This is a genomic window from Microbacterium arborescens (genome assembly GCF_049707515.1).
In the GTDB taxonomy this organism is placed as follows: Bacteria; Actinomycetota; Actinomycetes; order Actinomycetales; family Microbacteriaceae; genus Microbacterium; species Microbacterium arborescens_B.
Genome location: NZ_JBNAFI010000001.1, coordinates 284,229 through 308,428, shown reverse-complemented (window position 1 = coordinate 308,428; position 24,200 = coordinate 284,229). Strand labels below are relative to the sequence as shown.

The window sequence follows — 24,200 nt, the reverse complement described above, 5'->3', positions numbered from 1 at the left end:
GGATGCCGCATCCGCCCCTCCCCCGACCCCGGAGTCACTCATGACCGTCACCGAAACGCGCGCCCTGCGCACGACGCTCCCTCCCGAGGAGCCGTCCATCCCCCAGCGCGGCACCGGCCGCGCCGGCTACTGGCTCTACCTGCTGCCCGGCTTCGCGCTGCTGGTCGTCATCATCCTCATCCCCCTCGTCTGGAACCTGGCCCTCACGTTCACCGACTGGCGCGGCGTCGGCACGCCCGAGTTCATCGGCCTGGAGAACTGGGCCGCGATCCTCGTCGACGAGGACTTCTGGACCTCGTTCGCCAACTCCGTGTGGATGGTGCTCGCCATGGTGATCGTCCCGACCGTCGTCGGCCTCTTCGTCGCGGCGGCACTGTTCGACGTCATCGGGAGGAAGTTCGGCGGCAAGCTCGCGAGCTTCCTCCGCGCCACCTACTACCTCCCGCAGATCCTCCCCGTCGCCGTCGCCGGCATCGTGATCGGCTGGATCGTCCGGCCCGGCGGCGATGGAGCGCTGAACCAGATCCTCGGATCGGTCGGCATCGGTCCCGTCGACTGGCTCGGGCAGATGCCCTCGGCCCTCATCGTCCTCATGGTCGTGCTGGTGTGGGTGCAGATCGGGTACCCCGTCGTGGTGTTCATGGCCGCACTCCAGCGGGTCGACCCCGAACTGTACGAGGCCGCCGAGCTCGATGGGGCGAACTGGGGCCAGCGCTTCGTCGCGATCACCATGAGCATCATCCGCCCGGAGATCTTCGTCGTCACCCTCACCTGCACCATCGCCGCCCTCAAGGTGTTCGGCCCGGTCTACGTCATCACGCGCGGCGGACCGGCGGGGTCGACCCTCGTTCCGGCGTACTACGCCTACCAGGAGTTCTTCACCAAGCGCGACGTCGGCTACGGCGCGACGATCGCGACGGTTCTCACGATCGTCGTCGTGATCGTGTCGATCGTCTTCGTGCGCGTGCAGAACTCGCTCGAGCGCAAGGAAAGGGCGGGCCTGTGATGGCGACCTCCACTCTGCTTCCCCCGTCCGCGACCAGCGCGCCGCGGCGGACGCGCCCGCGCGGCGGGATGACCCGGCCTCGCGGCCGCGACTGGATCGTCGTCGCGCTGGTCGCCCTCGGTGCCCTCGCGGTGATCGCGCCGTTCTACCTCGTCGTCGTGAACTCGTTCAAGTCCCCCACCGACTACGCCACCTCGGGTGCGCTCGCGCTTCCGCAGGCGCTCGACTTCACCGGCCTCGGCAGGTTCTGGGAGCGGGTGAACTTCCCCGAGAAGGTGTGGAACTCGATCTTCATCTCCGGAGTGGTCGCCGTTCTCGCGGTGCTCATCTCGATGCTGAACGCGTTCGCGATCGGGATCGGCCGCGTGAAGTATCGCACCTCGATCGTGCTGCTCTTCCTGCTCGCGAACCTTCTGCCGCAGGAGGCGCTGCTGTACCCGCTGTACTACATGTTCAAAGAGGTCGGCCTCTACGACAGCGTGTGGGCGGTCATCATCATCTTCGTCGTGATCCAGGCGGCGTTCGGCACCTACCTGCTGAGCTCCGTGTATGGCACCTTCCCGAAGGAGGTGCTCGAGGCGGCCTCCCTCGACGGCGCGAGCCGGTGGCAGATCCTGTGGCGCGTCGTCTTCCCGATCAGCCGCCCGACCCTGTCGGTGCTGCTCATCTTCTTCTTCATCTGGACGTGGAACGAGTTCCTCATCCCGCTGACGTTCCTGGCCTCGAACGCGAACCAGACGGTTCCCGTGGCCATCAGTGTGCTGCAGGGCGACCGGCTCATGGATGTCACGACGACCAGCGCCTCGGCCCTGCTCGGCATCATCCCGACACTCATCTTCTTCCTCGTCTTCCAACGCACCCTCACCCGGGGCATCACCGCAGGAGCAGTCAAGTAATGAAGTTCACCGATGGTTTCTGGCAGCTGCGTCCGGGCGTCAGCCCGCTCTTCGCGCAGGAGGCCTACGACATCGACTCCGGCTCGCACCCGACCGACGGCGACGCGGTCGTCGTCTCGGCGACCACGGCGGTCATCGCCCATCGCGGCGACACCCTGAACCGCCCGGTCCTCACGGTCACGCTGTCCTCGCCCCTCGAGGGCGTCGTCCGGGTGCGCATCGAGCGCCACACCGGCGGGCGCCGGCACGACGGGTTCGCGCTTCCGGGCGCCGTCCACGGCGGAGCGGGTGCGGCATCCGTCACCCCCGAGGAAGGCACGCTGCGAACCGGGTCGCTCACCGCTCGGGTCCGGCGCGGAACGCCCTGGGGGCTCGACTTCGACGTCGCAGGCAGGCGGATCACCGGCAGCGGCTTCCGCGCGCCCGCGTGGCTCGGGATCGACGACGACGCGCAGGTCGACCCGGGGATGCCGGGCGAGCGGGCCAGCGGGATGAACCTGCCCCGGGCTGCGAGCTACGTCCGCGAGCAGCTCGACCTCGGCGTCGGCGAGCTCGTCTACGGGCTCGGCGAGCGGTTCGGGCCGCTCGTGAAGAACGGGCAGACGGTCGACATCTGGAACGCCGACGGCGGCACCTCGAGCGAGCAGGCCTACAAGAACGTGCCGTTCTACCTGACCAGCCGCGGCTACGGCGTGCTCGTGAACGACCCCGGGCATGTGTCGTTCGAGGTCGGATCCGAGGCGGTCGAGCGGGTGCAGTTCGCCGTCTCGGGCGAGGCCCTCGAGTACTTCGTGTTCGCAGGTCCCACCCCGAAGGAGGTGCTCGCCCGGTACACCGCGCTGACCGGGCGGGCTGCGGTCGTGCCGGCATGGTCGTACGGCCTCTGGCTGTCGACGTCGTTCACGACCGACTACGACGAGGCGACCGTGACGTCTTTCATCGACGAGATGGCCGGGCGCGAGCTGCCCGTCTCGGTCTTCCACTTCGACTGCTTCTGGATGCGCGAGTTCAACTGGTGCGACTTCGAATGGGATCCCCGGGTCTTCCCCGACCCCGACGGCATGCTCGAGCGACTGCGCGCGAAAGACCTGCGGGTCAGCGTCTGGATCAATCCCTACATCGCGCAGCGGTCACCGCTGTTCGCCGAGGCGGCCGAGGCGGGGTACCTCGTCCGACGCTCCGACGGCACCGTGTGGCAGTGGGACAAATGGCAGGCGGGCATGGGACTCGTCGACTTCACGAATCCGGATGCCACCGCCTGGTACCAGGGCAAGCTGCGCGCGCTCGTCGATCAGGGCGTCGACTGTTTCAAGACCGACTTCGGCGAACGCATCCCCGTCGATGTGGAATGGGCCGACGGCTCGGACCCCGAGCGGATGCACAATCTCTACACGCAGCTGTACAACCGGGCGGTGCACGACGTGCTCGTGGAGGCACGCGGCGAGGGTGAGGCGGTGCTCTTCGCACGCTCGGCGACGACGGGCGGCCAGCAGATGCCCGTGCACTGGGGCGGTGACAACACCTCGACCTTCCCGTCGATGGCCGAGACCCTGCGCGGCGGTCTGTCGCTGGCGTTCAGCGGCTTCGCCCACTGGAGCCACGACATCGGCGGCTTCGAGGGCACACCCGACCCGCTCGTCTACAAGCGGTGGACGGCGTTCGGCCTGCTGAGCACGCACAGCCGCCTGCACGGATCGAGCTCCTATCGCGTTCCCTGGAGCTTCGACGAGGAGGCGGTGGAGGTCACCCGCCGGTTCACTCACCTGAAGATGCGGCTCATGCCCTACCTGTACCAGGCGGGACGCGACGCCGCGGCCTCCGGCATCCCCGTCTTCCGCCCGATGCAGCTGGAGTTCTCGGAGGACCCGTCCGTCGGATATCTGGACCGCCAGTTCATGCTCGGCTCCGAGCTGCTCGTCGCCCCGGTCATGTCGCCGGACGGCGAGGTCGAGTTCTACCTGCCCGAGGGCACGTGGACGAGCCTGTTGACGCGCGAGACGGTCGAGGGGGGACGCTGGCGCCGGGAGACGCACGACGTGTTCTCGCTGCCCCTGTACGCACGACCGGGAGCGGTGATCCCGTGGGGGGCGCGCGCCGACCGCCCCGACTACGACTACCTCGACGGCCTCGCATTGCGGGTCTTCGCGGGAGGCTCGGGCACGCGCGAGGTGACGGTGACGACCCCCGACGGCCGCACCGAGATCCTGACCGTCGACCTCGCCGACGTCACCGGCTGAGGCGGCGGCACCGACGGCTGCGCCGCCGCCGAAAACGCTCCATGACCCCGAGAACGCACCGTCGCCGATGCGTTCTCGGGGCGACGGTGCGTTCTCGGGGCCTGGGCTCAGCGTGAAGCCGGCGTCAGACGAGCGACTCGCGCCAGGCGGCGTGCAGCTGCGCGAACTTGCCGGTGCCGGCGATCAAGGCCGCGGGGGTGTCGTCCTCGATGATGCGACCGTGCTCCATCACCAGCACGCGGTCGGCGATCGCCACGGTCGAGAGGCGGTGGGCGATGATGATCGCCGTGCGGTCGGCCAGGAGCGTCCCCAAGGCCTCCTGGATCTGCCGCTCGCTCGGGATGTCGAGCGACGCCGTCGCCTCGTCGAGGATCAGCACCGCCGGGTCGGCGAGGAAGGCCCGCGCGAACGAGATCAGCTGGCGCTGCCCGGCCGAGACGCGCCCGCCGCGCTTGTTGACGTCGGTGGCGTAGCCGTCGGGCAGCCGCTCGATGAACTCGTCCGCGCCGACGGCGCGCGCCGCAGCCTCGATCTCCGCCATCGTCGCGTCGGGCTTGCCGAGCGCGATGTTGTCGGCGACCGTCCCGCTGAACAGGTACGCCTCCTGCGTGACCATGACGATGGCGCGGCGCAGATCTTTGGGATGCAGCTGACGCAGGTCGATGCCGTCGAGCGTCACGCGTCCCTTCGTGGGGTCGTAGAAGCGCGCGACCAGCTTGGCGAGCGTCGACTTTCCCGCACCCGTCGTGCCCACCAGCGCGATCGTCTGCCCGGCGGGCATGTCGAGCGCGAAGTCGGGCAGGATCGTCACGGCATCCGAGTATCCGAACGTCACGTCCTCGAACCGCAGGTGACCGCGCGCCTGCCGCAACTCGACCGGATCGGTCGGATCGGGAACGGTCGGGTCCTCCTCGAGCACGCCCGAGACCTTCTCGAGTGCCGCCGTGGCCGACTGGTAGGAGTTGAGGAAGAACGCGACCTCCTGCATCGGCGCGAAGAAGTTCCGCACGTACAGCACCGCCGAGAGCAGGAACCCGAGGCTCAGCGTGCCCTCGACGACCCGGAACCCGCCCCACGCCAGCACGAGAGCGAGCGAGACGGATGCCACGGCCATGAGCGCCGGCTCGAACGTGCCGAACAGGCGGATCGAGCGCATGTTCACGTCGCGGTAGTCGCTCGACAGGCCGCCGAACTCGGTGTCGTTCGCGGGCTCTTTGCGGAACGCCTTCACGGCGCGGATGCCGGTCATCGACTCGACGAACTTCACGATCACCTTCGCGCTGATGACGCGCGACTCGCGGTAGACGACCTGCGAGCGCAGGTAGAACCAGCGCATGAGCAGGAACAGCGGAATGCCCATGACCGCGAGGATGACGCCGGACTGCCAGTCGAGGAGCAGCAGCGCGATGAGCGTGAACCCGCCGTAGAGCAGGCCCGAGACGAGCTCGTTCAGGCCGCCGTCGAGAAGCTCCCGGATGGTGTCGAGGTCGCTCGTCTGCCGCGAGATGATGCGGCCCGACGTGTAGGACTCGTGGAACTCCAGGCTCAGTCGCTGCGTGTGACGGAAGATGCGCTTCCGGAGGTCGATCATGACCGCCTGCGTCAGGCGTGCCGCGACCACGGCGTACCAGCCGATCAGCGCCGCACCGCCGACGGCGCTGATGAGGAACACGACGACGACCACGATGGTCGGCATCCAGTCGGCCTGCTCCTGCACCGCGGGCAGCGCGTTCGCGATTCCCCACCCGACCAGGGCGGGACCGGCGACGCGCAGCGCCGTCGAGATGACGAGCACGACGGCCGCCAGTGCCAGCTGCATCCGCAGCGGCGAGACCAGCGAACCGAGCAGGCGCAGCGAGCGGCGCCGGATCTCGCGGCTCTCGTCGCGCGTGTAGTCGGAGCGGTCCTCGCCGCTCGTCCCGGTGACGGTGCTCACAGGGTCACCTCCTTCTCGTCGTGTCGTTCCTGTTCGTCCTCGAGACTCGAGATGACGTGGCGGTAGTGCTCACTCGTGCGCAACAGCTCGGAGTGCGTGCCGACCGCCGTGACACGTCCCTCCTCGAGGAGCGCGACCCGGTCGGCGAGCGTGACGGTCGAGGGTCGGTGGGCCACGATGAGGGCGGTCGTGTCGGCCAGCACCTCCCGCAGCGCATCCTCGACGAGGGCCTCGGTGTCGACGTCGAGCGCCGACAGCGGATCGTCGAGGACGAGCACGGCGGGCCGGGCGGGGCGACGGCACGGGCCAGCGCGAGACGCTGACGCTGTCCGCCGGAGAGGCTGAGGCCCTCTTCGCCGATGACCGTGTCGACGCCGTCGGGCAGCGCGTCGACGAAGTTCGCCTGCGCGACCGACAAGGCTTCGCGCATGACGCGCTCGGCCTCGGCGCTTCCCCGCTCGAGGTCTTCGCGTCCGAGCAGCACGTTCTCGCGCACGGTCTGCGAGAACAGCGTCGCGTCTTCGAAGGCCATGCCGACGTGGCGGCGCAGCTCGTCGAGACGCAGGTCGCGCACGTCGACGCCGTCGAGCAGAACGCGTCCGCCGGTGACGTCGTAGAGCCGACCGGGCAGCGTCGTCAGGGTCGTCTTGCCCGAGCCCGTGAGACCCACGAGCGCCATCGTCTCGCCCGGCCGCAGCGACAGATCGATGCCGTCGAGCAGATCGCGCTCGCTCTCCGGCGCATCCTGGTAACGGAAACGCGCACCCTCGAACACGAGCTCGCCCCGCGGCTGCGTGATGGTCGTCGGGTTGTCGGGGTCTGTGATCGTGTTCTGCTCGTCGAAGACCTCGAAGATGCGATCCGTCGCGGTCCGCGCATCGACGAGGAACGAGAAGAGGAAGCCGATCGATTCGACGGGCCAGCGGAGGATCGTCGCCATCGCGAAGAACGCGATGAGCGAGTCGACCCCGAGCTCGCCCGCCTGGACGAGGTAGATACCGGCACCCAGGCACAGGGCGAAGGCGATGTCGGGCAGCAGCACGAGCCAGAACCAGATCCAGCCGACGGCCTGGGCCTTCTTCACCTCGGTCTCGCGCAGGGTCTCGGCCTGGCGCGTGAACTTCTGCAGCGCGTGTCCGCCACGACCGAAGGCCTTGAGCACCCGGATGCCGTGGACGGATTCCTCGACGGCCGTGGCGAGGTCGCCGGCCTGGTCCTGACTCTGCCGCGAGAGCAGGCCGTAGCGGTTCTCGAAGATGAAGCCGGCGATCCAAAGGGGTGCCGAGACGACGACGAAGATGGTGCCGAGCAGCCAGTGCCAGCGGAACAGGATGATCGATCCGACGACGATCGTCACCATGTTCACCACAAGCAGCACGATGCCGAAGGCGAGCCAGCGACGGATGAGGCTGATGTCCTGCATCATCCGGCTCAGCAGCTGACCGGACTGCCAGCGGTCGTGGAAAGCGACCGGCAGCCGCTGCAGCCGAGCGAAGAAGTCGGTACGCAGCTCGTACTCGACCTTCGTCGCCGGCGCGAGGACGAACCAGCGGCGGGCCCACACCATCAGCGCCTCGAGCAGGCCGAGCGCGAGCACCGCTCCCGCGCCGAGCACGATGAGCCACGGGTCACCCGAGGCGATGGGTCCCTCGGGACCGACGATGACCTCGAGCACGAGCGGGATGCCGAGGGCGAGCAGGCTCGCGATGAGGGCGCTGACGAACCCGAGGCTCAGTCGGGGCAGCACCGGTTTGGCGAACGGGAGCAGGCGCGCGAGCGCGCGCGGCGTGGACAGACGAGGGGGCGTCGAGGAGGTCATGATCCTGAGGTGTGTCGAGCGGATGCCGAAGCGGCGCGAGACGCGCGCGAGCGCGTCGAGGTGGGGCCGGGGGCCCGAGGGAGGGAACGTCGGAAGCGGCGGCGCGCTTCCCGGATCTATCGGACGATTCCCCCGCGAGCGGGACGTCCGCCGGCGACGGCGAGGAAGGCGACGGACTTCGTGGTGACGATGGCCGGGGACATGGCTTCCTCCTGGGATCGAGCGGACAGAGCGCCCGCTACGCACGCGGGAGCCCTCCAGGATATACCTGAGTATTCGCTGAGTGCAAGGGTGGCGGGTGCGACCTCAGCCTCGGGTCTGCGCCTCCCGGGCGAGGAGGCGCTCTTTGAGCTCGATCCCCCAGGCGAACCCGCCGAGCGCTCCACCCGTGCGCAGCACCCGGTGGCACGGAACGAAGAGCGCCGCCGCGTTCCGCGCGCAGATGGATGCCGCAGCCCGCACCGCGCCGGGAGAACCGAGCGCCGCAGCGAACCCCGTGTAGGTCAGCGGCTCGCCGGGCGCGATGCCGCGAAGCGCGTCCCAGCCGGTGCTCTGCAGGGCGGTGCCGGCCTGCCGCACGGGCACAGCGTCGATCGCGGCGAGGTCGCCCGCGTAATAGGCGGCGACGGCACCGGCGGCATCCGAACGACCATCGACGACGCGGGTGGGGCGCGCGACTGGGCGCAGCCGGGCGAGGATCGCGGCGGAATCGTCGGTCCAGCCGGAGGCGAGCACGATCCCGTCCGCCTCGAGGATCGTGAACGGGCCGTCCGGTGTCGCGACGGTCTCGATGAGGGCGGCACCGGCAGCGGTGGGGACGGCGATGATGTCGGTCATGCTCGAGCCTTTCGGGGCGGCGGGAGGGTCGGCTCGGTCGCGCTCTCGCGCCAGGCCTGCGTGACAGGGGCGGCGTACCAGAGGTGCGCCATGAGGTAGCTGCGCCAGGGCGCGGCGCGCTCGGCCCACGCCACGAGTTCGGACGGGCCGGAGGGGATACCGGCAGCGGCGGCCCCCGCGCGCGCGGCGACATCGCCGGGCAGCAGGATGTCGGGGTCGCCGAGCACCCGCATCTGCACGTAGTCGGCGGTCCACGGTCCGATGCCGGGCAGAGCGAGGAGCGCGGCACGCTGCTCGAGCGTGTCGTCGCCCGGAGACAGCCGCAGCGACCCCTCGGCGAGCGCGGTGGCCGCCCCGACGATGGCACGGATGCGCGCGCCGGGTCCGCGCAGCACCTCGGCGCCGCGCTCGGCGATCGCCGACATCGTCGGGAAGAGCGTGGCGGGGCCGGCCGCGGTCTCGACGGGTTCGCCAAGCTCGGCCGTGAGCCGTCCCTGGACGGTGCGGGCCGAGGCGACGCTGATCTGCTGCCCGATCATGGCGCGGATGAGCATCTCGTCGGGGTCGATGGCGGCGGGCAGGCGCACTCCCGGGATCCGCGCGACGAGGGGCGCCAGCTCGGGATGCCGTGCCAGGGCCTCGTCGACGGCGGTCGGATCGGCGTCGAGATCGAACAGCCGCCGGACGCGCGCGATCAGAGTGGAAAGATCGGCCAGCGAGGCCAGCTCGGCGCGCAGGCGCACGCGGCCGGCGTCATCCTGACGCACCTCGAACCACGCCGGTCCCCCGGCGAGCCGGATCACGCGCGCGAACGAGCGCTCGTCGCCCGACTCGACGCCGGGGATCGCGTGCGCGCGCATCCATCCGAACAGGCCCGCAGCGTCGAAGGGTTCGCGCACCGGCAGGACGAGGTCGATGCGACCCGGCATCCGCTCCCCCGCCGATCGGCGCGCCCGCAACTGCCCGGGAGGCATCGCGAAGACCTCGCCCACCGTCTCGTTGAACTGCCGCACGCTCGCGAAACCCGCGGCGAAGGCGACGTCGGCGACCGGCAGGTCGGTGTCGACCAGCAGGGTGCGCGCGGTGTGGGCGCGATGCGCGCGGGCGAGGGCGAGCGGCCCGGCGCCGAGCTCCGCCGTGAGCAGCCGGGTGAGGTGGCGCGACGAGTAGCCGAGACGCGATGCGAGTCCCGGCACGCCTTCGCGATCGACGACGCCGTCGGCGATGAGTCGCATCGCGCGGGCGGCGAGGTCGCCGCGGAGGTTCCACTGCGGCGACCCGGGCGTGGCTTCGGGCAGGCAGCGCTTGCACGCGCGATAGCCGGCCTCGTGGGCCGCGGCGCTCGTCGGGTAGAAGGTGACGTTCGCGGGCTGGGGCGTGCGCGCGGGGCAGCTCGGGCGGCAGTAGATGCCCGTCGAGCGCACCGCCGTGACGAACTGACCATCGAAGCGGCGGTCGCGCGCGTCGATGGCGCGGTACCGCTCGTCGAAGGTCATCCCGCCACTCGTCATGCCCCCAGCCTGACACGCCCCGCCGACACGGGCTCGCGGAAATCGGACACGACCGTTTCCGGGGTTCGCCCGGCGACTCGATCAGTCGCCGCTGGGCTGCGGCCGCACGGGGTTGCCGGACTCGTCGTAGTAGAGCGGCCCGTCGGGCGGGAACGAGAACGACGGCTTAGATGTCGGACCGTCGAAGGCCGGGAGCCGGCGCCAGACATCCGCGGGCAGCCGTTCTTCGCCGAAGACCTGCGTCGCGAGGTCGTGCGCTGATCCGGGCGCGCACTCCGTTTCCGCCGACACCCTCACCTGACCCGTGGCCGGGCGAATGGTGACTACAGTCCGCTCGGCGATGCCGCCCTCCGCGACGACGGTCACCTCCCGCGCGTCGCCCTGTCCTCGGTCGGCGATGTCGCTGTCGATACCGAGAGCATCGAAAGCGCGCGTCGCCGCCTGGGCGACCTCCAACGGGTCACGCCCGGGCAGCTCGAGACCGCGGACAGCGACGAGACGGTATCCGCCATCCTCGCTGAGGCCCGACTGGCACCCGGTCGGGTGAGCGCCATACGCGCCGTCGACCACACTCCACTCGGCCGGCTCGATGGCCATGATGACCGAGTGCACGCCGGTCGCGAGCGCCGTGAACCGCTGCTCGGCCTGGGCGTAAGTCTCACCAGCCTCAACACCACCGGCGCCTCCGGCCGATCCGGGATCGCCCTGGCCACCGCATCCGGTCATCGTCAACACCAATCCGACGGCGAGTGCCGTCATCGTCATCCGCGAGGTCGATCTCATCAGTCACGTCCGGTAAGGGTCAACGGGTAGCCACTCCAGCCAGTCGGGCAGATCCCAGAAGCCGCGCTCGCTGCCTTCGCCGTCCATCTCCGTGCCGGGCTCACCGGTCAGGATGATCTGCTGGATGTTGTAGAACGACTCCGATCCTTCCACGAGGTACCCCTCGCCGTCGCCGGAGGGAAGCGGTCCGTTTCCGCCCGAATGCGCGGCGTGCCCGGGGGTCGGGGCGAGGTCCTCGCCGTCGGCGCGGCCACCGTCGCTGCCGAACTCCGTCATTCCCGGCAGGGTCTCCGGTACGGTTCCGTGCGCGCCGCCCCAGCTCGTGTCGCGGCCGATCCGCGCCCAGGCGTCGTTCTCCGACAGCGTCGCGTACATGCGCAGGCCCTCGGCGTTCTGAAGGTTCGACAGGATCTGCGGGTCGCTCGGAAAGCCGGCCGACCCTACGGCGATGAACTGGTCGACGCCGAGAGCATCCGGGCGCGAGCCGATCGCGAGGGCTGCGGTCGTGCTGCCGTAGGAATGCGCGATGACGGCCTTCTCCGCCGCCGGATGCACGGCGTCGAGACCCAGCAGGAAGGAACGGAGAGCCGGGGCGCCGTCGTTCGCCCGCTGCATGGACGGTTCCTCCGCGACGGTGGGCGAGTCGTAACCGAACCACACGACGCTCGCGATGTTCGGCCCGGCAGCGTTGAGCGCACGTGCGGAGTCACCCCACTCGCCCATTCCCGTGACGTTGGAGAGCATCCCGGGCACGAGGACGTTGATGTCCGTCGCGGTAGCGAGGTCGCCGTACGCGAGAGCTGCCGTCACCTGAGCCGACCCGTTCGGATCGAAGGAAACCAGAAGGGGCGGCGGCGCACCTTGCACGAGGGTGTTCCAGAGCGCGTCGATCTGTTCGCCGAGTTCTCCGGTCGGAGCGGAGTTGTACAGCGCCTCCAGGCGCTCCCGGTTGATCCGCCCGCGGACGTCGTAGGGGATGCCGTCGAGGTTGCCGATGATGTCGGGATGCGCCCGGGCGATCTCGTCCTGCAGCTCAGGGTGTGCGAGCCACAGCTCGAGCACCGCCTGCGGGGTGTCCGCCGCGAGCAGCTGGTCGAGCAGGTCCTGCGCCTGCGACGTCATCGCCGGCCCCGCACCACCGGCGAGCTCGGCGAGCGCCGCGTCGTAGGCCGCGTCCCAGGCGGAGTAGTGGCTCTCGAACTGCACCCACAGATCGGCGAGATCGCGCGCCGCGGCATCCCGGGCGGCGACCGCATCCTGCGCCGCATCGTTCGCGCGCCGGACGTCGGCCGGCTCGCCGGAGCGAGAGGTCCACAGCGCGTTCAGCCCCGCTTCATCGGCCGCGGCTGATGCCGATGCCATCGAAGCGTGGGCGGACTCGATGTCGTCGATGAGCCGGTTCGCCGACTCCGCCGACGACGAGAACGCGTCCGCGTACCGCTGCAGCACCTCCGCGAGAAGCTCCGCCTCGGCGATCTCCGCGGCCAGCGCCGTGGCGACCTCCTGCGCTTTGGAGCGAGCCGACCGGATCGATGCACCGACACCGTCGAGGTCGGTCGCGGACTGGACGGTCGTACGGAGTTCACCGAGCGAGCCGGCGACACGGCTGAACGCACCGCTCCACCAGCTCATCGACCCGGGATTGCCCTCGAGGCGTTCGAGCGGGTAGCCGCGGTTCGGAGAGGTGAGGGTCACGGCTGCTCCTGCCCGGTGAGCTCGACGTCGAGGTCGGAGTAGCGCGTCGCGATCGCAGTCAGCAACGCGCCGACCTCGGATGCCGCGGTCGTGCGCTCGAGCACGGCGCGATTCAGCCCACTCAGGCGCCGGTTCATCTCGAGGCGGAGCGCGACCCGGTGCGCGGGGTTCTCGACACCGGTGTCGTCGCCTTGGATATCGGCATTGTCCATCACCGCGCTCGAGACCCGCGTCTGGATCGCATCCGCGGCGCTCGTGAGCGCGTGGTAGTAGATCTCGACGTCTGACATCGGGCCCCCTCCGCCGGCTCGGTCCGGCCGTCGCTCACACGGTATCGAGGGCGCCGCCGCCGCGTCGATGGGGAGAACTCCCCTCCCCTCGCCGATTCTCCGCCAGTGGCCGCCGGTCGCTGTGCCGCCAGCGCAAGCGCTGGCGTACCCGCCCCTCGCCGGGTTAGCGTCGCGGCATGAGTGAACGCACCTACGACCTCGTCGTCATCGGAGCCGGTCCCGTCGGAGAGAACGTCGCCGACCGCGCTGTGCAGGGAGGGCTGAGTGTCGCCATCGTCGAGAGCGAACTCGTCGGCGGCGAGTGCTCGTACTGGGCGTGCATGCCGTCGAAGGGTCTGCTTCGGGCCGGCGCAGCTCTCCGCGCAGCGCGCGCGGTCGACGGCGCGAAGCAGGCCGTGACGGGCGACATCGACGTCGCCGGGGTGCTTCGCCGCCGCGACTCGCTGACCTCCGACTGGAACGACGCGTCACAGGTGGAGTGGCTGCAGGGCGCGGGGGTCGACCTCGTACGCGGGCATGGGCGCCTCGCCGGCGAGAAGCGCGTCGAGGTCACCGGCCCCGACGGTGCCGTGACCAGCCTCATCGCAAACCACGCCGTCGCAGTCTGCACCGGCTCGGCCGCCCTCCTGCCTGACGTTCCCGGCCTGGCAGAGGTATCGCCGTGGACGAGCCGCGAAGCGACCGCCGTGCAGGAGGTCCCGGGCTCACTCGCGATCGTCGGCGGCGGTGTCGTCGCCGCGGAGATGGCCACGGCGTTCGTCGACCTCGGCAGCGAGGTGACGCTCATCGCACGTAGCCGTCTGCTCGGGCCGATGGAGCCCTTCGCGGGCGACCTCGTCGCGCAGTCGCTGACCGACCGCGGCGCACGTGTGCTGCTGCACACCGATCTCGTCTCCGCCCGCCGCCTCGACGACGGTCAGGTCGAGCTCGAGCTGTCGAACGGCACGCGCGTCCGCGCCGACGAGGTGCTCGTCGCGACCGGTCGCATCCCGCGTACCGAGGATCTCGGACTGAATGCCGTCGGCCTCGAGCCCGGCTCCTGGCTGGATGTCGACGACACGATGCTGGTGCGCGGATCCGAGTGGCTCTACGCGGTCGGCGACGTCAATCACCGGGCCCTCCTCACGCACCAGGGCAAGTACCAGGCGCGGGCCGCGGGCGACGTCATCGTCGCGCGCGCAACCGGCGGCACCGTCGACGACGCCCCGTGGGGCGCGCATGTCGCGACCGCCGACCACGGCGCCGTGCCGCAGGTGACGTTCACCGACCCCGAGGTCGCCTCGATCGGTGAGACCGAGGCATCTGCGCGGGCCGCTGGACGCAACATCCGCGTTCTCGACTACGACCTCTCGTGGATCGCGGGCGCATCGACGCGATCCGACGCATACACCGGGCAGGCGCGCGCGATCGTCGACGAGGATCGCGGCGTCCTCATCGGCGCGACTTTCGTCGGGGCGGATGTCGGCGAGCTTCTGCACTCCGCCACGATCGCGGTCGTCGGCGAGGTGCCGCTCGCCCGGCTGTGGCATGCGGTGCCGTCCTACCCGACGCTCAGCGAGGTCTGGCTGCGCTTCCTCGAGGTCTACGGTCGCCCGACCGCCTGAGCGGGCGCCCCGTCGCGTTGCAGGGCAACGGCATCGCGTGAGCGGTTCAGCGGGCGACGATCGGCTGATCGAGGTCCCGTATCGCGCACGTCATGCCCCGCGGTGGATCCGAGTTCGATGCGACCGCCGCCACGTCGTCAGTCGGCGCGCACCGACCGCGTCAGCCTCGACCACAGCGGGTCCCGCGCGCTCAGGCCGTTGACGATGCGCAGGACGCCCCCGATCTGACCGACGCCGCTGAGCGCGCCGCACACGCCGACGAGCAGGACCGGCACCGTGAAGATCGAGACGTCGGCGCCGAGGTCGCGCACGAAGACCGCGATACCGCCGATGGCGACGAGCAGAGCAAGGGTCGCCGTGATCAGGCGGACCAGGATGCGGGGCTCGAGGTTGACGGTACGCGCCTGAACCCAGCCGGCGGCGCGCGGCGCGCGCTGGCCCGCGACGTACGGTGCGCGGATCCAGAACGACGCGGCACGAGTCAGTGCGCGGCCGCTGCGCCACAGCGCCACGAGCAGTGCTGCCCCGGCGAGCGCGACCCCGGCTGAGATCGCGATGACGATGACGGTGTCCGGCGTCACGACACCCATCTCCATCACGGTCGCGACCAGCCCGCCCGCGAAGAACATGCCGCCCGCGACGGCGACGAATCCGACGACGCCGAGCGCCCAACGCGACCATCGCTCGTAGTCGGCACGCAGGGCGGCGACGGCACGATCGGCCTCGGCCGGCCCCGCGGATGGCGCAGACTCCCCCGCCTCGTCTGCCTCGAGGAGCGGGCGGGATGCTGCCTGGATGAAAGCGAACGCCATGGACAGAATGCTACGTGGCGGCGGGCTCGGGCTCCGCGGGCTCGGCGGGCTCCGCGGGCTCGGCCCCCTCGGGCAGAGCCTGCGTGGTCGTGAGCGCGAACGCCACGTGCAGCGCGAGCTCGGCCGACTGCTGCGGGTCGGAGCACAACCCCATGACGACGACCGTGCCGGTACCGCGAGGAAGGCGAATCTCTCCGACCGCGGTGAGGTGCGGCATCCCGCCGTCCGTCGACGCCCCGAGGGTGATCGTGCCGACGCGACCGTCCGGAGTGGTGAAGCTCTCGCTGCGCCCGCCCTCGCCGAACCGCGCGAGTGGGAGCAGCCGGTGGAAGGCCGTCGCGGCAGCGTCGGTCTCGGCCGCCACCGGCACCACGTTCGTGCAGAGGAAGAACGCCGCCGGGCGCTCGCCGAGCGTCAGCGAGACACCGGCGAAGGCGAAGGCGGTGTCGGCGAACAGCTCAACGCCCGCTCGGAAGCCGTCGACGATCGCGTCGCGCGCGGCATCCGGGAGCCAGCCCTCGGCACTCACGAGGTACCAGTCGAGCCACTCCTGCGGCGAACGATCGCCGAACGAGCGGAACTCGATCCAGCCCTGGGGCACGCGCTGCCAGACCCGCAGCGGCGCATCATCAGCCGCGACCGGGTCGAGCGTCGCCTCTTGCTCCGTCATCAGACCTCCTCGTCGGTGCGCGGGCCGTTGCCACGCAGGGTGTTGTTGAACCGCTCGGAGAGGTTCTGCCACGGCCCGGTCAGACTGTCGACGAAGTCCGTCCCCTTGCTGTGGGCGTCCATCGCGCTGTTCACGGTCCAGTACGTGTTCGCGACCATGTTGGGCAGATTGACGTTGAGCGCCACCGCGACGCTTCCGGCGGCGGCGCCTCCGCCCGCCATCGCCGGCGTCATGCCCTGGATCGACGGGATGAGCACCTGTCCGCCCGGACCGATCAGCGTCTTGGCGGCCTGCCCGAGCGCGCCACCCGCCAGCAGTCCGAGGGCGCCCGTGGCGAACTCGGCGAATGTTCCCCGACCGGTCGCCCACTGCAGGCCGTCGATCGCGACGAGCGCGATGGACATGACGAGCGCGACGGTGCCGAGGACGGGGATGAAGAGCGAGAGGATCGCGATGATCGGCAGCGCCGCCCGGAGGATGTCCTCCAGGATCGGCACCACGTTGTCCATGAGCCAGTTGCCGGCGTCGGCGAGCCAGTCGCCGGCCGAGCCCAGGAAGTTCATGACCGGGTTGCCGGCGTAGGAGTTCAAGGTGTCGCTCGCAGACAGGAGCGCTCCGGCCGCGGCGGCGGCGTCGGCGTCGACCTCGTCCTTGAGCTGACGAGCACGCGCGCGGATCGATTCCAGCTCGCCCTGCGCGTTCGCCAGTGCCGTCGAAGCGGTCGAGACGGCATCCGGGTAGGCGTCCTCGGCATCCTTGTTCGCCTGGGCCTGCGCGTGGGCTGATTCGGACGAGGCGACACTCGCGGATGCCGCAGAGGCTTCCTCCGCGAGCGCGGCGGCACGGCGCTGATGGTTCGCGAGCTGGTCGGTCCACGTCGCGAGAGCGGTCCGCGAGCCGCGCAACGCCTCACCGGTGTCGCTGAGGTGCGGTCGGAAGTCCTCGCTCAATGCAGCGCGGAACGCCGTCGCCGACTTGCCGATCCACGCGGCGTCGTCGGAGCCGTCCATCATCGACAGAGCGTCATCGACACCGTCGCAGCTGGTGGTGAGCGCATCCACATATCCGGAGAGCGTCGCGACGTCTCCGGGAGCAGGGTCGAATCCGAGAGCGGAGAAGTCGGTCACGACGCTGATCCTTCCTGCGGAACCATGCTGTTGCCGAGCTCGGTGTCGAGCTGCTGAAAGGCCTCGAGAATGCCCTCGAGGCCCGTGCCCGCGTCTTCCGCGTAGCGGGCGAGCTTGTCGATACCGCCACCCCACGAATCGTGGAGATCCTCGAGACGCCGCCGCAGCACGTCTTGGGGCACGGCCGCACCCGAGACATTCGACATCGCGCGCGTCGCCCCATCGAGGACATCCCGCATGTTCGCGTAAGCGTTGCGGCTGGCGCGCATCGCGCCGTAGTCGATCCGCACGTCGACCATGGTCACCTCCGAGAATCGGGCGGAGCCGAGGCGCCCAGGGCGCCTCGGCTCCGAAAAGACGAGATCAGCTGCCGGCGAGCTGCTGGTCGAGGTCCTGGATCGCGCGCATCATGCCCAGCAGCGAGTCGGACATGTCATTGATGCCATCGACCGCGTTCTTCAAACCGGTGGTGAGCTCGGAATACCCCTCACCGAACTTGCCCGACGCGTGCTGCGTCTTGAAGTCATCACCCAGCAGCGTGTCGACCTGCGACTTCAGCGTGTCGAGCTGACCCTGAATGTCATCACGAGCCTGCGACAGCGAGTTCGCAACCTGCTCCATCTCCGCATAAGACGCACCGAAATCAGCCATGACGGCCCTCCTGAAAGTAGATGTCCCGACCCCCCTCCGGAGCCGACACCCAAAACCTATCGGCCACCATCCCGCGAGGTCGATGGGGAGAACTCCCCACCTCGGAATGTGCTAGGCAATCGCTTTCCGCTCGGGCGACATCAGCGGATGGTCTCGGTGACGGTGTCGTTCGACACGTCCTCCGGCGCGCCCGCCATGACGGGCGCCGGCACCGGCACCGTGTCGGCCTCGACGAGCGGCATCTGCACCGTGACGGCACGACCGGCCTGCACGAAGATGCCGCGGCCCTCGGGGAAGTCGCTGCGCTTGACCTTCGGGAACGGCACTTTGAACACGGCGTCGCCGTCGAAGGCATCCGGTTTCAGGATGATGCCCTTGCGACCGCCCTTGAAGTCGCCGACGAGGCCGAATCCGCTCGTGACCTGCGTGACGTCGGCGTCGCCGATGAGGAGGTGGTCGCTGCGATTGACCGCCTGGAACAGCGCCTTCAGCGGACGCTCCGCCGGCGAGTCGGCGAACTGCGGCACGTCCTCCACGACGATGAGGATGCGGCGGCCCAGCGTCTCGTCTGCGACGAGCTCGGCGAGCTCGGTGGCGAGCTCCTTCGCGTCGTCGGGTGTCGTGGCGCTCCGCACCCAGGGCGCGAACTCCCGCAGCTGCGACCGGCGTCCACCGAAGTGGAACAGGGTCACCTGGGGGTCCAGGCGCGTCATCGACGTGATGATCGCCTTCATCGCCGTCGTCTTCCCGGCCATCGGCGGGCCGGCCACGACGAACGTCCCCACCGGGTCGAACTCGCGCGCGGCCAGGGTGTCTTCGGCGACGCCGAGCACCGGGAACTCGCCGATGCTGTCGGGGAGGTCCGCGATCGCGAGACGCGTCGGCAGCGAGCCGATCTCGGCGACCTCGCGGACACCCCGCGAGCGGAGCTCGTCGGCGAGCTGGCCGAGCAGCTTGGTCTGCTCGGCGACGTTCGGCGTCCCGCCGAGGACGGCGATCTGCGTCTCGAACCCGTCGACGATCGCGCGCCCGGGTGCCGATCGCTCGTCGAGGACGTCCTTCGGCGCGTTGAGCAGTGCGTATGCGTTCTCGTCGGAGAGTCGGAGCACGACCCGGCGCGAGATGTTCGAGCTGACCGCGGTCGGCACCGAACCCGAGCGGTCGGCGGTCGCGACGACGTGCACGCCGAGCGGGCGACCTTCGCCCAGGATCCGCATGAACGCCTGGTAGAACGGCATCCGCGCCGAGGTGGCCTCCCACTCCGCGCGGAACTGCGGCAGGCCGTCGAGGAGCAGCACGATGCGCGCCTCGTCGCGGCCGGTGAGCTCGCGGTACTCCCCGATCGTCGAGGCGTTGGCCGCGCTGAAGCGCTTGCCGCGGTCATCGAGCACCTTTCCGAGCGAGCGCATGATGCGCTGCACGCGTTCGGCGTCGTCGCCGGGAATGACCGACCCCACGTGCGGCAGGATCTCGAGGCTCTTGAGCGACCCCGAACCGAAGTCGAGACCGTAGACCTCGATGTTCTCGGCGCGCCGGCCCGTCGTCGCGGCGGCGATCGCGATCGTGCGGAGCACCGTGGACTTGCCCGAACCACTCGTGCCGTAGACGAGCAGCGAACCGTCGCGGTCCGGCTCGAAGTACACCGCCTCCTGCAGCTGACGCTCGGGGATGTCGCTCTTGCCGATGAGGATCGAGCCGGCACGGCCCGCGGGCAGCGAGCGGATGTCGACGGTCGTCTCCAGATCGTCCAGCCACGGCCGGCGGGGTGCCGGGATGGCTGCGCGGTTGGCGGCGGCGACGAGCGTCGCGACGATCCGCTTCTGGTCGTTGGGGCCGGGATCGATTTCGGCCGAGGGATCCTCGGGCTTCTCGTCGACCTCCCAGCGCTGCACCGAACCGAATCGCAGCTCGGCGATGCTGACGTCGGCGGCGACGACCTCGTCGGAGCTCCACCCGCCGGCGTAGGCGGACTGGAAGGGCACGAGACGGCCGGGGCCGGTCTTGGCGATACCGCGACCGGGGATGCTGGGGTCGAAACGCGCGGCCACGGGGTCGTCGACGACATCCTTCGAATCCGACTCGTCGGCCATCCGGAGCGCGACGCGCAGGTTCGTGTTGGCGCGGAGGTTGTCCTTGATGACGCCGGCGGGACGCTGGGTCGCCATGATCAGATGGATGCCGAGCGAGCGCCCGCGCTGGGCGATGTCGACGACGCCGTCGACGAACTCGGGGACCTCTCCCGCAAGCGCGGCGAACTCGTCGATGACGAGCACGAGGGCGGGCGGCGTCTCGGGGTCGCGACGCTTCTCGAGCTCGAGCAGGTCCTTCGCCTTCTTGCGGTTGAACAGGTGCTCGCGGTGGTGCAGCTCGGCTCGCAGGCTCGTCAGGGCGCGCCGCACGAGGTGCGGGCTCAGGTCGGTCACGAGCCCGACGGTGTGCGGCAGCTCGACGCAGTCGGCGAAGGCGGACCCGCCCTTGTAGTCGACGAAGAGGAACGTCACACGGTCGGGGCTGTGCGCGGCGGCCATCCCGAGCACCCACGCCTGCAGGAACTCCGACTTGCCGGCACCCGTCGTGCCGCCGACGAGGGCGTGGGGTCCCTGCGTCCGCAGGTCGAGCGCCATCGCGTCCGTGGCGCCCTGGCCGACGATCGCGCGGAGGTTGCCGGCCTTCTTCAGTCGCGGCATCGCGGCGCCCGAGCGATCGAGGATCGTGTTGTTCTCGCGCCACCGCTCGATCGCGAACGAGGGGTCGGTCGCCAGTTCCGAGCCGACGAGCGAGAGGAACATGACCGAGTTCGGGATGTCGGAGGAGTCCTCGATGATCGTGCTCGCGTCGGTGACCGGAGCGAGGCGCTTCGACAGCACGGTCATCAGCTCGTTCGAGACGCCCTCGACCTCGGTGACGGGGTACTCCACTCCGCTGCGCACGGTGCCGACGCGCGCGGCGCCGAGCCCTCCCGTGACATCGACGAAGGTGCGGCAGACCGCGGGCAGTGCATCGACGACCGGGGCGACGAAGATGCCGTAGACGCCGACGTCGGCGCCGCGCTCGAGAACCTGGATGAGCCGGGCCCGGTCGACCGGCGCGTCGGAGGTGACGATGACGAGCACCGCCGTCTGCCCGGGGAACGTCGCCTCTTCGGCCGCTCGACGGACGTCGGTGCCGTACCGCATCGGACCCCAGTCGTCGTCGAACGGCAGCCGAGGAGCCGATGCCGCCTTCGACCGCCGCATCACGAGCTCTTCGAGACCCGAGAGCAGCGCCGCCCCCGTGGAGGCGGAGTCCGACAGCGGCATGTCGCGGAACGGGCTGCGCTCGCTCGACGTGTGCGGCAGCCACTTGAGCCACTCGAGCTCTTTGGCCCATTCGGGCTCGGTCAACGCCACGGCGGCCAGGTCGTTCGGCGAGTGCAGGCCGAAGAGCTGTACGGCGAGCCCGCGGAGGGCGTCGGCCGCCTCGCGCGCGCCGCCGGCGACACCGAGGACTCCGACGCTCTGCAGCGACTCGAGCACCGGCACGCCGTCGATCATCCGGTAGCGGTCGCGCAGACGATCGACGCGCTCCACGTATTCCTGCAGGGCATCGGGGTTCTCGGCGCGCTTCACGCTCGAGCGCGACGGCGCCTCGGAGCTGCCCATGCGGACCGCGAGGAAGTTCCAGTGCTCGGGGCGGCGCGTCCACAGCATGGGGCCGAGCTGCATGGCCTGCTCGAACACGACGGCCACCGGCGGCACCTCGGCGTTGCGCACCTCCCGCTCCCGCGGGCGCAACCGGTACAGCCGCTCCTCGAGCTCCTCGAAGGTGCGCTCGAAGATCTCGACCTCTTTGCGCTGACGCTGCCCGAGCTGCGTGCGCTGTGAGATGAAGTTGCCGAGCAGCATCATCGGCGTCATGAAGACGATGAGGAGCGTCCGCGGCTGATTGGTGATCGAGAACATCGCGATGCCGAGGATGAGGGGTGCGATGAGCATCGGCCAGGGGAAGAGCCGCGAGACGGGGTCCTTCGGCATGCGGGGCTCATCGAGCTCCTCGCCGACGTACCGCGCCTCGACCCGCGGACTGCGGTTGAACAGCAGGCTGCCGCCGCGCTCGAGCACCGGGTCCTGCTCCACCGGCGCGAAGCTGTCGACCATCGAGATGACGAGCTCGGTGTCCCCCAGCTGGAAACGCTGCCCCGGGATGACACGCAGGCGCTGCACGAGACCGCCGTCGATCACGATGCCGTTGGCCGAGTTCAGGTCGACCAGTTCGACCGATGCCCCGATCTCGATGCGCGCGTGGCGCTTGGAAACGAGCCGGTCATCGAGCACGATGTCGTTGCCCTGCGACCGACCAATCGTGAAGTGGCCCTGCGGCAGCGAGAACTCACGCCCCGCGAGCGGTCCGCCGACGACGTGGAGGATCGCGGCGACCGGCCCGCCCGCGCCGCGGGACGAGACGTAGTCCGACCCGAGATTGGTCACCGACGCGACGAAGCCCGAACCGACCGGTGCGTCGCTCACGAGCATGTGGGGGTCGAGCATGACGAAGTCGGGAGAGGTGGGCGGGGCCACCGTCAGCGTCAGCACGTCGGAGTCGCCCGCCATCACCTCGCGGCGCGGGTCGCTGTCGACGATCCGCCGAGCGACGTCGTGCACGGTCGCCGTCGAGTCCGACGTCACGACGATGTCGGTGCCGGTGTGGTCACGGCGCTGGAGAGTCAGCTTGAGTCTCATCGAGGGCTCCTGTCAGCGGTGCGACGCCGGATCGGCGGGGAGGTCAGCGGAGGGCGACGACCGCGGAGCGGTCGCCGAATCGGATGGTGTCGCCGTCGCGCAGCTCGACGGGGCGGCCGGGCTCGAGTGCCTGCTCGCGCGTCCCGCGGACGAGGACGCTGCCGTTAGTCGAGCCGCGCTCGACCGCCACGACCCGGCCCTCCTGCCGGAGCAGCGCCCAGTGCGTCTTCGAGATCGAACGGGTCGGATCCGCGACGGGCAACGGCGACACGTCCACATCACCGGGGCCGGTCGCCGGTGCGCGCCCCAGCACGACGCCGCCTCCGACGACGGAGACCGTCTCGCCGGAGTCGAGGGTCAGCTCAACGGATGCGGATGCGGATGCGGATGCGGATGCGGCGGGCTGAGCCGGCGCGTCGGCCTGCGCGGGGGCGGGAGCCGGCGCGGGCGTCGCGGGCGCTGCGGGCGCGGGCGCGGGGACCGAGGCCGACGGCCGCGGCGCCGCGGCCTGCTCCTCGATCAGCGGCGGCGGAGTCCACGAGGCCGCGCCGGGGCCGGGCGCGACGATCGCCCCGGGGGCAACGGCGGCGGACCCGGGCGCCGCGGAGGCTGATGTCGCCGCACCCTGCGGGGAGGACGACGCGAGGGCGCCGCCGGCAGCGGCGGGCGAGGCTGCGGGCATCCCGGGCGCGGGAGACGCGAACGGGGCGGGCGCGACGGTGGTGGGGATGTCGGGGCGAGCCTCGTCGGCCACGGCATCCTCCTCCCCCACGATCACGTGACCGGGGGCCGAGCGCACCGCGCCGAGCACGCCGCCCTTGTTGCGTGCGAGCGGGACGTAGGCGCCCGAACCCGCGGCAGCCACCGGAGTCGCGAGAGACGGAAGCTGGGTCTTCACGTCGAGCAGGTCGGTCGCGACCGTCTTGCGCGCGATGCGCATGCGCTTGTCGTCGTACGGGTTCAGCCCGTGCTTGATGTCGACGAGCCATACGGCCGCCGCCAGGTCGGGCCACCCGCGACCGCGCCGGTCGGGATCGAAGAGGGGCGAGAGCGCGATGACGAGCAGCGGGCCGAGCACCGGGACGATCATGCTCGCGCACAGGATGAGATAGCGCACGACCGCGCCGCGCCAGAAGCCGGGGCGCTCGAGGGTGCGGACGTTGACGGACCGCAGGCCCGTGAGTGCTTTGCCGAGGGTCACGCCGCGGCGCCCGAGCAGGATGAGCTGGACCAGCAGGAAGGCGGTCGACAGTCCCGAGCTGACGGCGGCGAGGATGATGAGCAGCAGGAGGTCGTCGCGCCCGGTGAGCGCGCCGACGGGATCGGCTTCGAGGGCGATGCTGCCCAGCGCCGGTACAACGAGGAACAGCATGGGCGCCTGGATCACCAGGAGCGCGAGCGCCTCGATGACCGTTGCGAGCACACGCCGTCCGAACGGCGCCCGCCGCAGCCCGAGCGAAGCGGCGTACTCCGGCCGCGGCCGACCGCGGGCGTCGAGGCCCTCGATCGTCCGAGCGCGCTCATCGATCTCCCAGATCACTCGTTCCTCCCCGAAACGGCTCACATCCGAAGCGACCCTATCGCCCGCCGACCTCCCCCGACCCGCGA

Annotated in this window: 17 protein-coding genes and 1 pseudogene; 4 read left to right on the top strand and 14 right to left on the bottom strand. The window is 70.4% G+C overall.

The genetic code is table 11. The features are described 5' to 3' along the window. The first annotated feature begins 40 nt into the window (after window positions 1–40). From ACPYN5_RS01280 to yicI, 3 genes are read left to right on the top strand one after another with little or no spacing between them, the layout of a single operon-like run. Window positions 41–1,006, top strand: coding sequence for a carbohydrate ABC transporter permease (locus tag ACPYN5_RS01280; protein ID WP_424447177.1), 966 nt, complete (start codon window positions 41–43; stop codon window positions 1,004–1,006). Further along, window positions 1,006–1,902, top strand: coding sequence for a carbohydrate ABC transporter permease (locus ACPYN5_RS01275; RefSeq protein ID WP_424447176.1), 897 nt, complete (start codon window positions 1,006–1,008; stop codon window positions 1,900–1,902). The genes ACPYN5_RS01280 and ACPYN5_RS01275 overlap by 1 nt, the downstream gene beginning before the upstream one ends. Next, on the top strand, window positions 1,902–4,139 hold the full coding sequence (gene yicI / locus ACPYN5_RS01270) for an alpha-xylosidase (protein ID WP_424447175.1): 2,238 nt from the start codon (window positions 1,902–1,904) through the stop codon (window positions 4,137–4,139). The genes ACPYN5_RS01275 and yicI overlap by 1 nt, the downstream gene beginning before the upstream one ends. A 124-nt stretch (window positions 4,140–4,263) precedes the next feature. On the opposite strand, the gene ACPYN5_RS01265 is transcribed toward yicI, so the two are convergent. The 7 genes and pseudogenes from ACPYN5_RS01265 to ACPYN5_RS01235 all read right to left on the bottom strand — a co-directional run bounded on the left by ACPYN5_RS01265 (window position 4,264) and on the right by ACPYN5_RS01235 (window position 13,010). Beyond that, window positions 4,264–6,075 (bottom strand): ABC transporter ATP-binding protein, encoded by a 1,812-nt coding sequence (locus tag ACPYN5_RS01265; protein ID WP_424447174.1) that lies wholly within the window; start codon window positions 6,073–6,075, stop codon window positions 4,264–4,266. Next, a pseudogene (locus tag ACPYN5_RS01260) lies at window positions 6,072–7,894 on the bottom strand (ABC transporter ATP-binding protein). Before ACPYN5_RS01260 ends, ACPYN5_RS01265 begins: the two are co-directional and overlap by 4 nt. A 306-nt stretch (window positions 7,895–8,200) precedes the next feature. After that, entirely contained in the window at window positions 8,201–8,731 is a 531-nt protein-coding gene (locus ACPYN5_RS01255; protein WP_424447173.1) for a methylated-DNA--[protein]-cysteine S-methyltransferase, read from the bottom strand. Beyond that, a complete protein-coding gene (locus ACPYN5_RS01250) occupies window positions 8,728–10,242 on the bottom strand; it encodes an AlkA N-terminal domain-containing protein (protein WP_424447172.1) in 1,515 nt (504 codons plus the stop codon). The genes ACPYN5_RS01255 and ACPYN5_RS01250 overlap by 4 nt, the downstream gene beginning before the upstream one ends. An 81-nt stretch (window positions 10,243–10,323) precedes the next feature. Further along, a complete protein-coding gene (locus ACPYN5_RS01245) occupies window positions 10,324–11,025 on the bottom strand; it encodes a hypothetical protein (protein WP_424447171.1) in 702 nt (233 codons plus the stop codon). Window positions 11,026–11,028: 3 nt separating this feature from the next. Next, window positions 11,029–12,720 (bottom strand): alpha/beta hydrolase, encoded by a 1,692-nt coding sequence (locus ACPYN5_RS01240; RefSeq protein WP_424447170.1) that lies wholly within the window; start codon window positions 12,718–12,720, stop codon window positions 11,029–11,031. Continuing rightward, the gene (locus ACPYN5_RS01235; protein WP_112617461.1) at window positions 12,717–13,010 is read right to left on the bottom strand and encodes a hypothetical protein; all 294 of its coding nucleotides are present in this window, start codon (window positions 13,008–13,010) and stop codon (window positions 12,717–12,719) included. The genes ACPYN5_RS01240 and ACPYN5_RS01235 overlap by 4 nt, the downstream gene beginning before the upstream one ends. A 176-nt stretch (window positions 13,011–13,186) precedes the next feature. On the opposite strand from ACPYN5_RS01235, the gene ACPYN5_RS01230 reads away from it, so the two are divergent. After that, window positions 13,187–14,614, top strand: a complete 1,428-nt coding sequence (locus tag ACPYN5_RS01230) for a dihydrolipoyl dehydrogenase family protein (protein ID WP_424447169.1) — start codon at window positions 13,187–13,189, stop codon at window positions 14,612–14,614. Between the two features lie 137 nt (window positions 14,615–14,751). Here ACPYN5_RS01230 and ACPYN5_RS01225 read toward each other — a convergent pair whose 3' ends face one another. The 7 genes from ACPYN5_RS01225 to ACPYN5_RS01195 all read right to left on the bottom strand — a co-directional run bounded on the left by ACPYN5_RS01225 (window position 14,752) and on the right by ACPYN5_RS01195 (window position 24,156). Further along, entirely contained in the window at window positions 14,752–15,426 is a 675-nt protein-coding gene (locus ACPYN5_RS01225; RefSeq protein WP_424447168.1) for a hypothetical protein, read from the bottom strand. A 10-nt stretch (window positions 15,427–15,436) separates the two neighbouring features. Beyond that, window positions 15,437–16,096 (bottom strand): hypothetical protein, encoded by a 660-nt coding sequence (locus ACPYN5_RS01220; RefSeq protein ID WP_424447167.1) that lies wholly within the window; start codon window positions 16,094–16,096, stop codon window positions 15,437–15,439. Continuing rightward, window positions 16,096–17,223, bottom strand: coding sequence for a hypothetical protein (locus ACPYN5_RS01215; RefSeq protein WP_424447166.1), 1,128 nt, complete (start codon window positions 17,221–17,223; stop codon window positions 16,096–16,098). Before ACPYN5_RS01215 ends, ACPYN5_RS01220 begins: the two co-directional genes overlap by 1 nt. Beyond that, window positions 17,220–17,522 carry a P-loop NTPase family protein gene (locus tag ACPYN5_RS01210; RefSeq protein ID WP_023955668.1) on the bottom strand — a complete coding sequence of 101 codons (303 nt, stop codon included), beginning with the start codon at window positions 17,520–17,522 and terminating at the stop codon, window positions 17,220–17,222. Before ACPYN5_RS01210 ends, ACPYN5_RS01215 begins: the two co-directional genes overlap by 4 nt. A 64-nt stretch (window positions 17,523–17,586) precedes the next feature. Continuing rightward, window positions 17,587–17,874: a WXG100 family type VII secretion target gene (locus ACPYN5_RS01205; RefSeq protein WP_091500844.1), complete on the bottom strand. Its 288-nt coding sequence runs from the start codon at window positions 17,872–17,874 to the stop codon at window positions 17,587–17,589. A gap of 140 nt (window positions 17,875–18,014) precedes the next feature. Beyond that, entirely contained in the window at window positions 18,015–22,592 is a 4,578-nt protein-coding gene (locus ACPYN5_RS01200; RefSeq protein ID WP_424447165.1) for an FtsK/SpoIIIE domain-containing protein, read from the bottom strand. A 43-nt stretch (window positions 22,593–22,635) separates the two neighbouring features. Continuing rightward, entirely contained in the window at window positions 22,636–24,156 is a 1,521-nt protein-coding gene (locus ACPYN5_RS01195) for an RDD family protein (protein WP_424447164.1), read from the bottom strand. Between the last annotated feature and the right edge of the window lie 44 nt (window positions 24,157–24,200).

Excerpts from the sequence above, each read along its gene's own strand:
- ACPYN5_RS01280 (WP_424447177.1), top strand. The coding sequence starts at position 41 with ATGACCGTCACCGAAACGCGCGCCCTGCGCACGACGCTCCCTCCCGAG.
- ACPYN5_RS01275 (WP_424447176.1), top strand. The coding sequence starts at position 1,006 with ATGGCGACCTCCACTCTGCTTCCCCCGTCCGCGACCAGCGCGCCGCGG.
- yicI (WP_424447175.1), top strand. The coding sequence starts at position 1,902 with ATGAAGTTCACCGATGGTTTCTGGCAGCTGCGTCCGGGCGTCAGCCCG.
- ACPYN5_RS01255 (WP_424447173.1), bottom strand. The coding sequence starts at position 8,731 with ATGACCGACATCATCGCCGTCCCCACCGCTGCCGGTGCCGCCCTCATC.
- ACPYN5_RS01250 (WP_424447172.1), bottom strand. The coding sequence starts at position 10,242 with ATGACGAGTGGCGGGATGACCTTCGACGAGCGGTACCGCGCCATCGAC.
- ACPYN5_RS01245 (WP_424447171.1), bottom strand. The coding sequence starts at position 11,025 with ATGAGATCGACCTCGCGGATGACGATGACGGCACTCGCCGTCGGATTG.
- ACPYN5_RS01235 (WP_112617461.1), bottom strand. The coding sequence starts at position 13,010 with ATGTCAGACGTCGAGATCTACTACCACGCGCTCACGAGCGCCGCGGAT.
- ACPYN5_RS01230 (WP_424447169.1), top strand. The coding sequence starts at position 13,187 with ATGAGTGAACGCACCTACGACCTCGTCGTCATCGGAGCCGGTCCCGTC.
- ACPYN5_RS01225 (WP_424447168.1), bottom strand. The coding sequence starts at position 15,426 with ATGGCGTTCGCTTTCATCCAGGCAGCATCCCGCCCGCTCCTCGAGGCA.
- ACPYN5_RS01220 (WP_424447167.1), bottom strand. The coding sequence starts at position 16,096 with ATGACGGAGCAAGAGGCGACGCTCGACCCGGTCGCGGCTGATGATGCG.
- ACPYN5_RS01210 (WP_023955668.1), bottom strand. The coding sequence starts at position 17,522 with ATGGTCGACGTGCGGATCGACTACGGCGCGATGCGCGCCAGCCGCAAC.
- ACPYN5_RS01205 (WP_091500844.1), bottom strand. The coding sequence starts at position 17,874 with ATGGCTGATTTCGGTGCGTCTTATGCGGAGATGGAGCAGGTTGCGAAC.
- ACPYN5_RS01200 (WP_424447165.1), bottom strand. The coding sequence starts at position 22,592 with ATGAGACTCAAGCTGACTCTCCAGCGCCGTGACCACACCGGCACCGAC.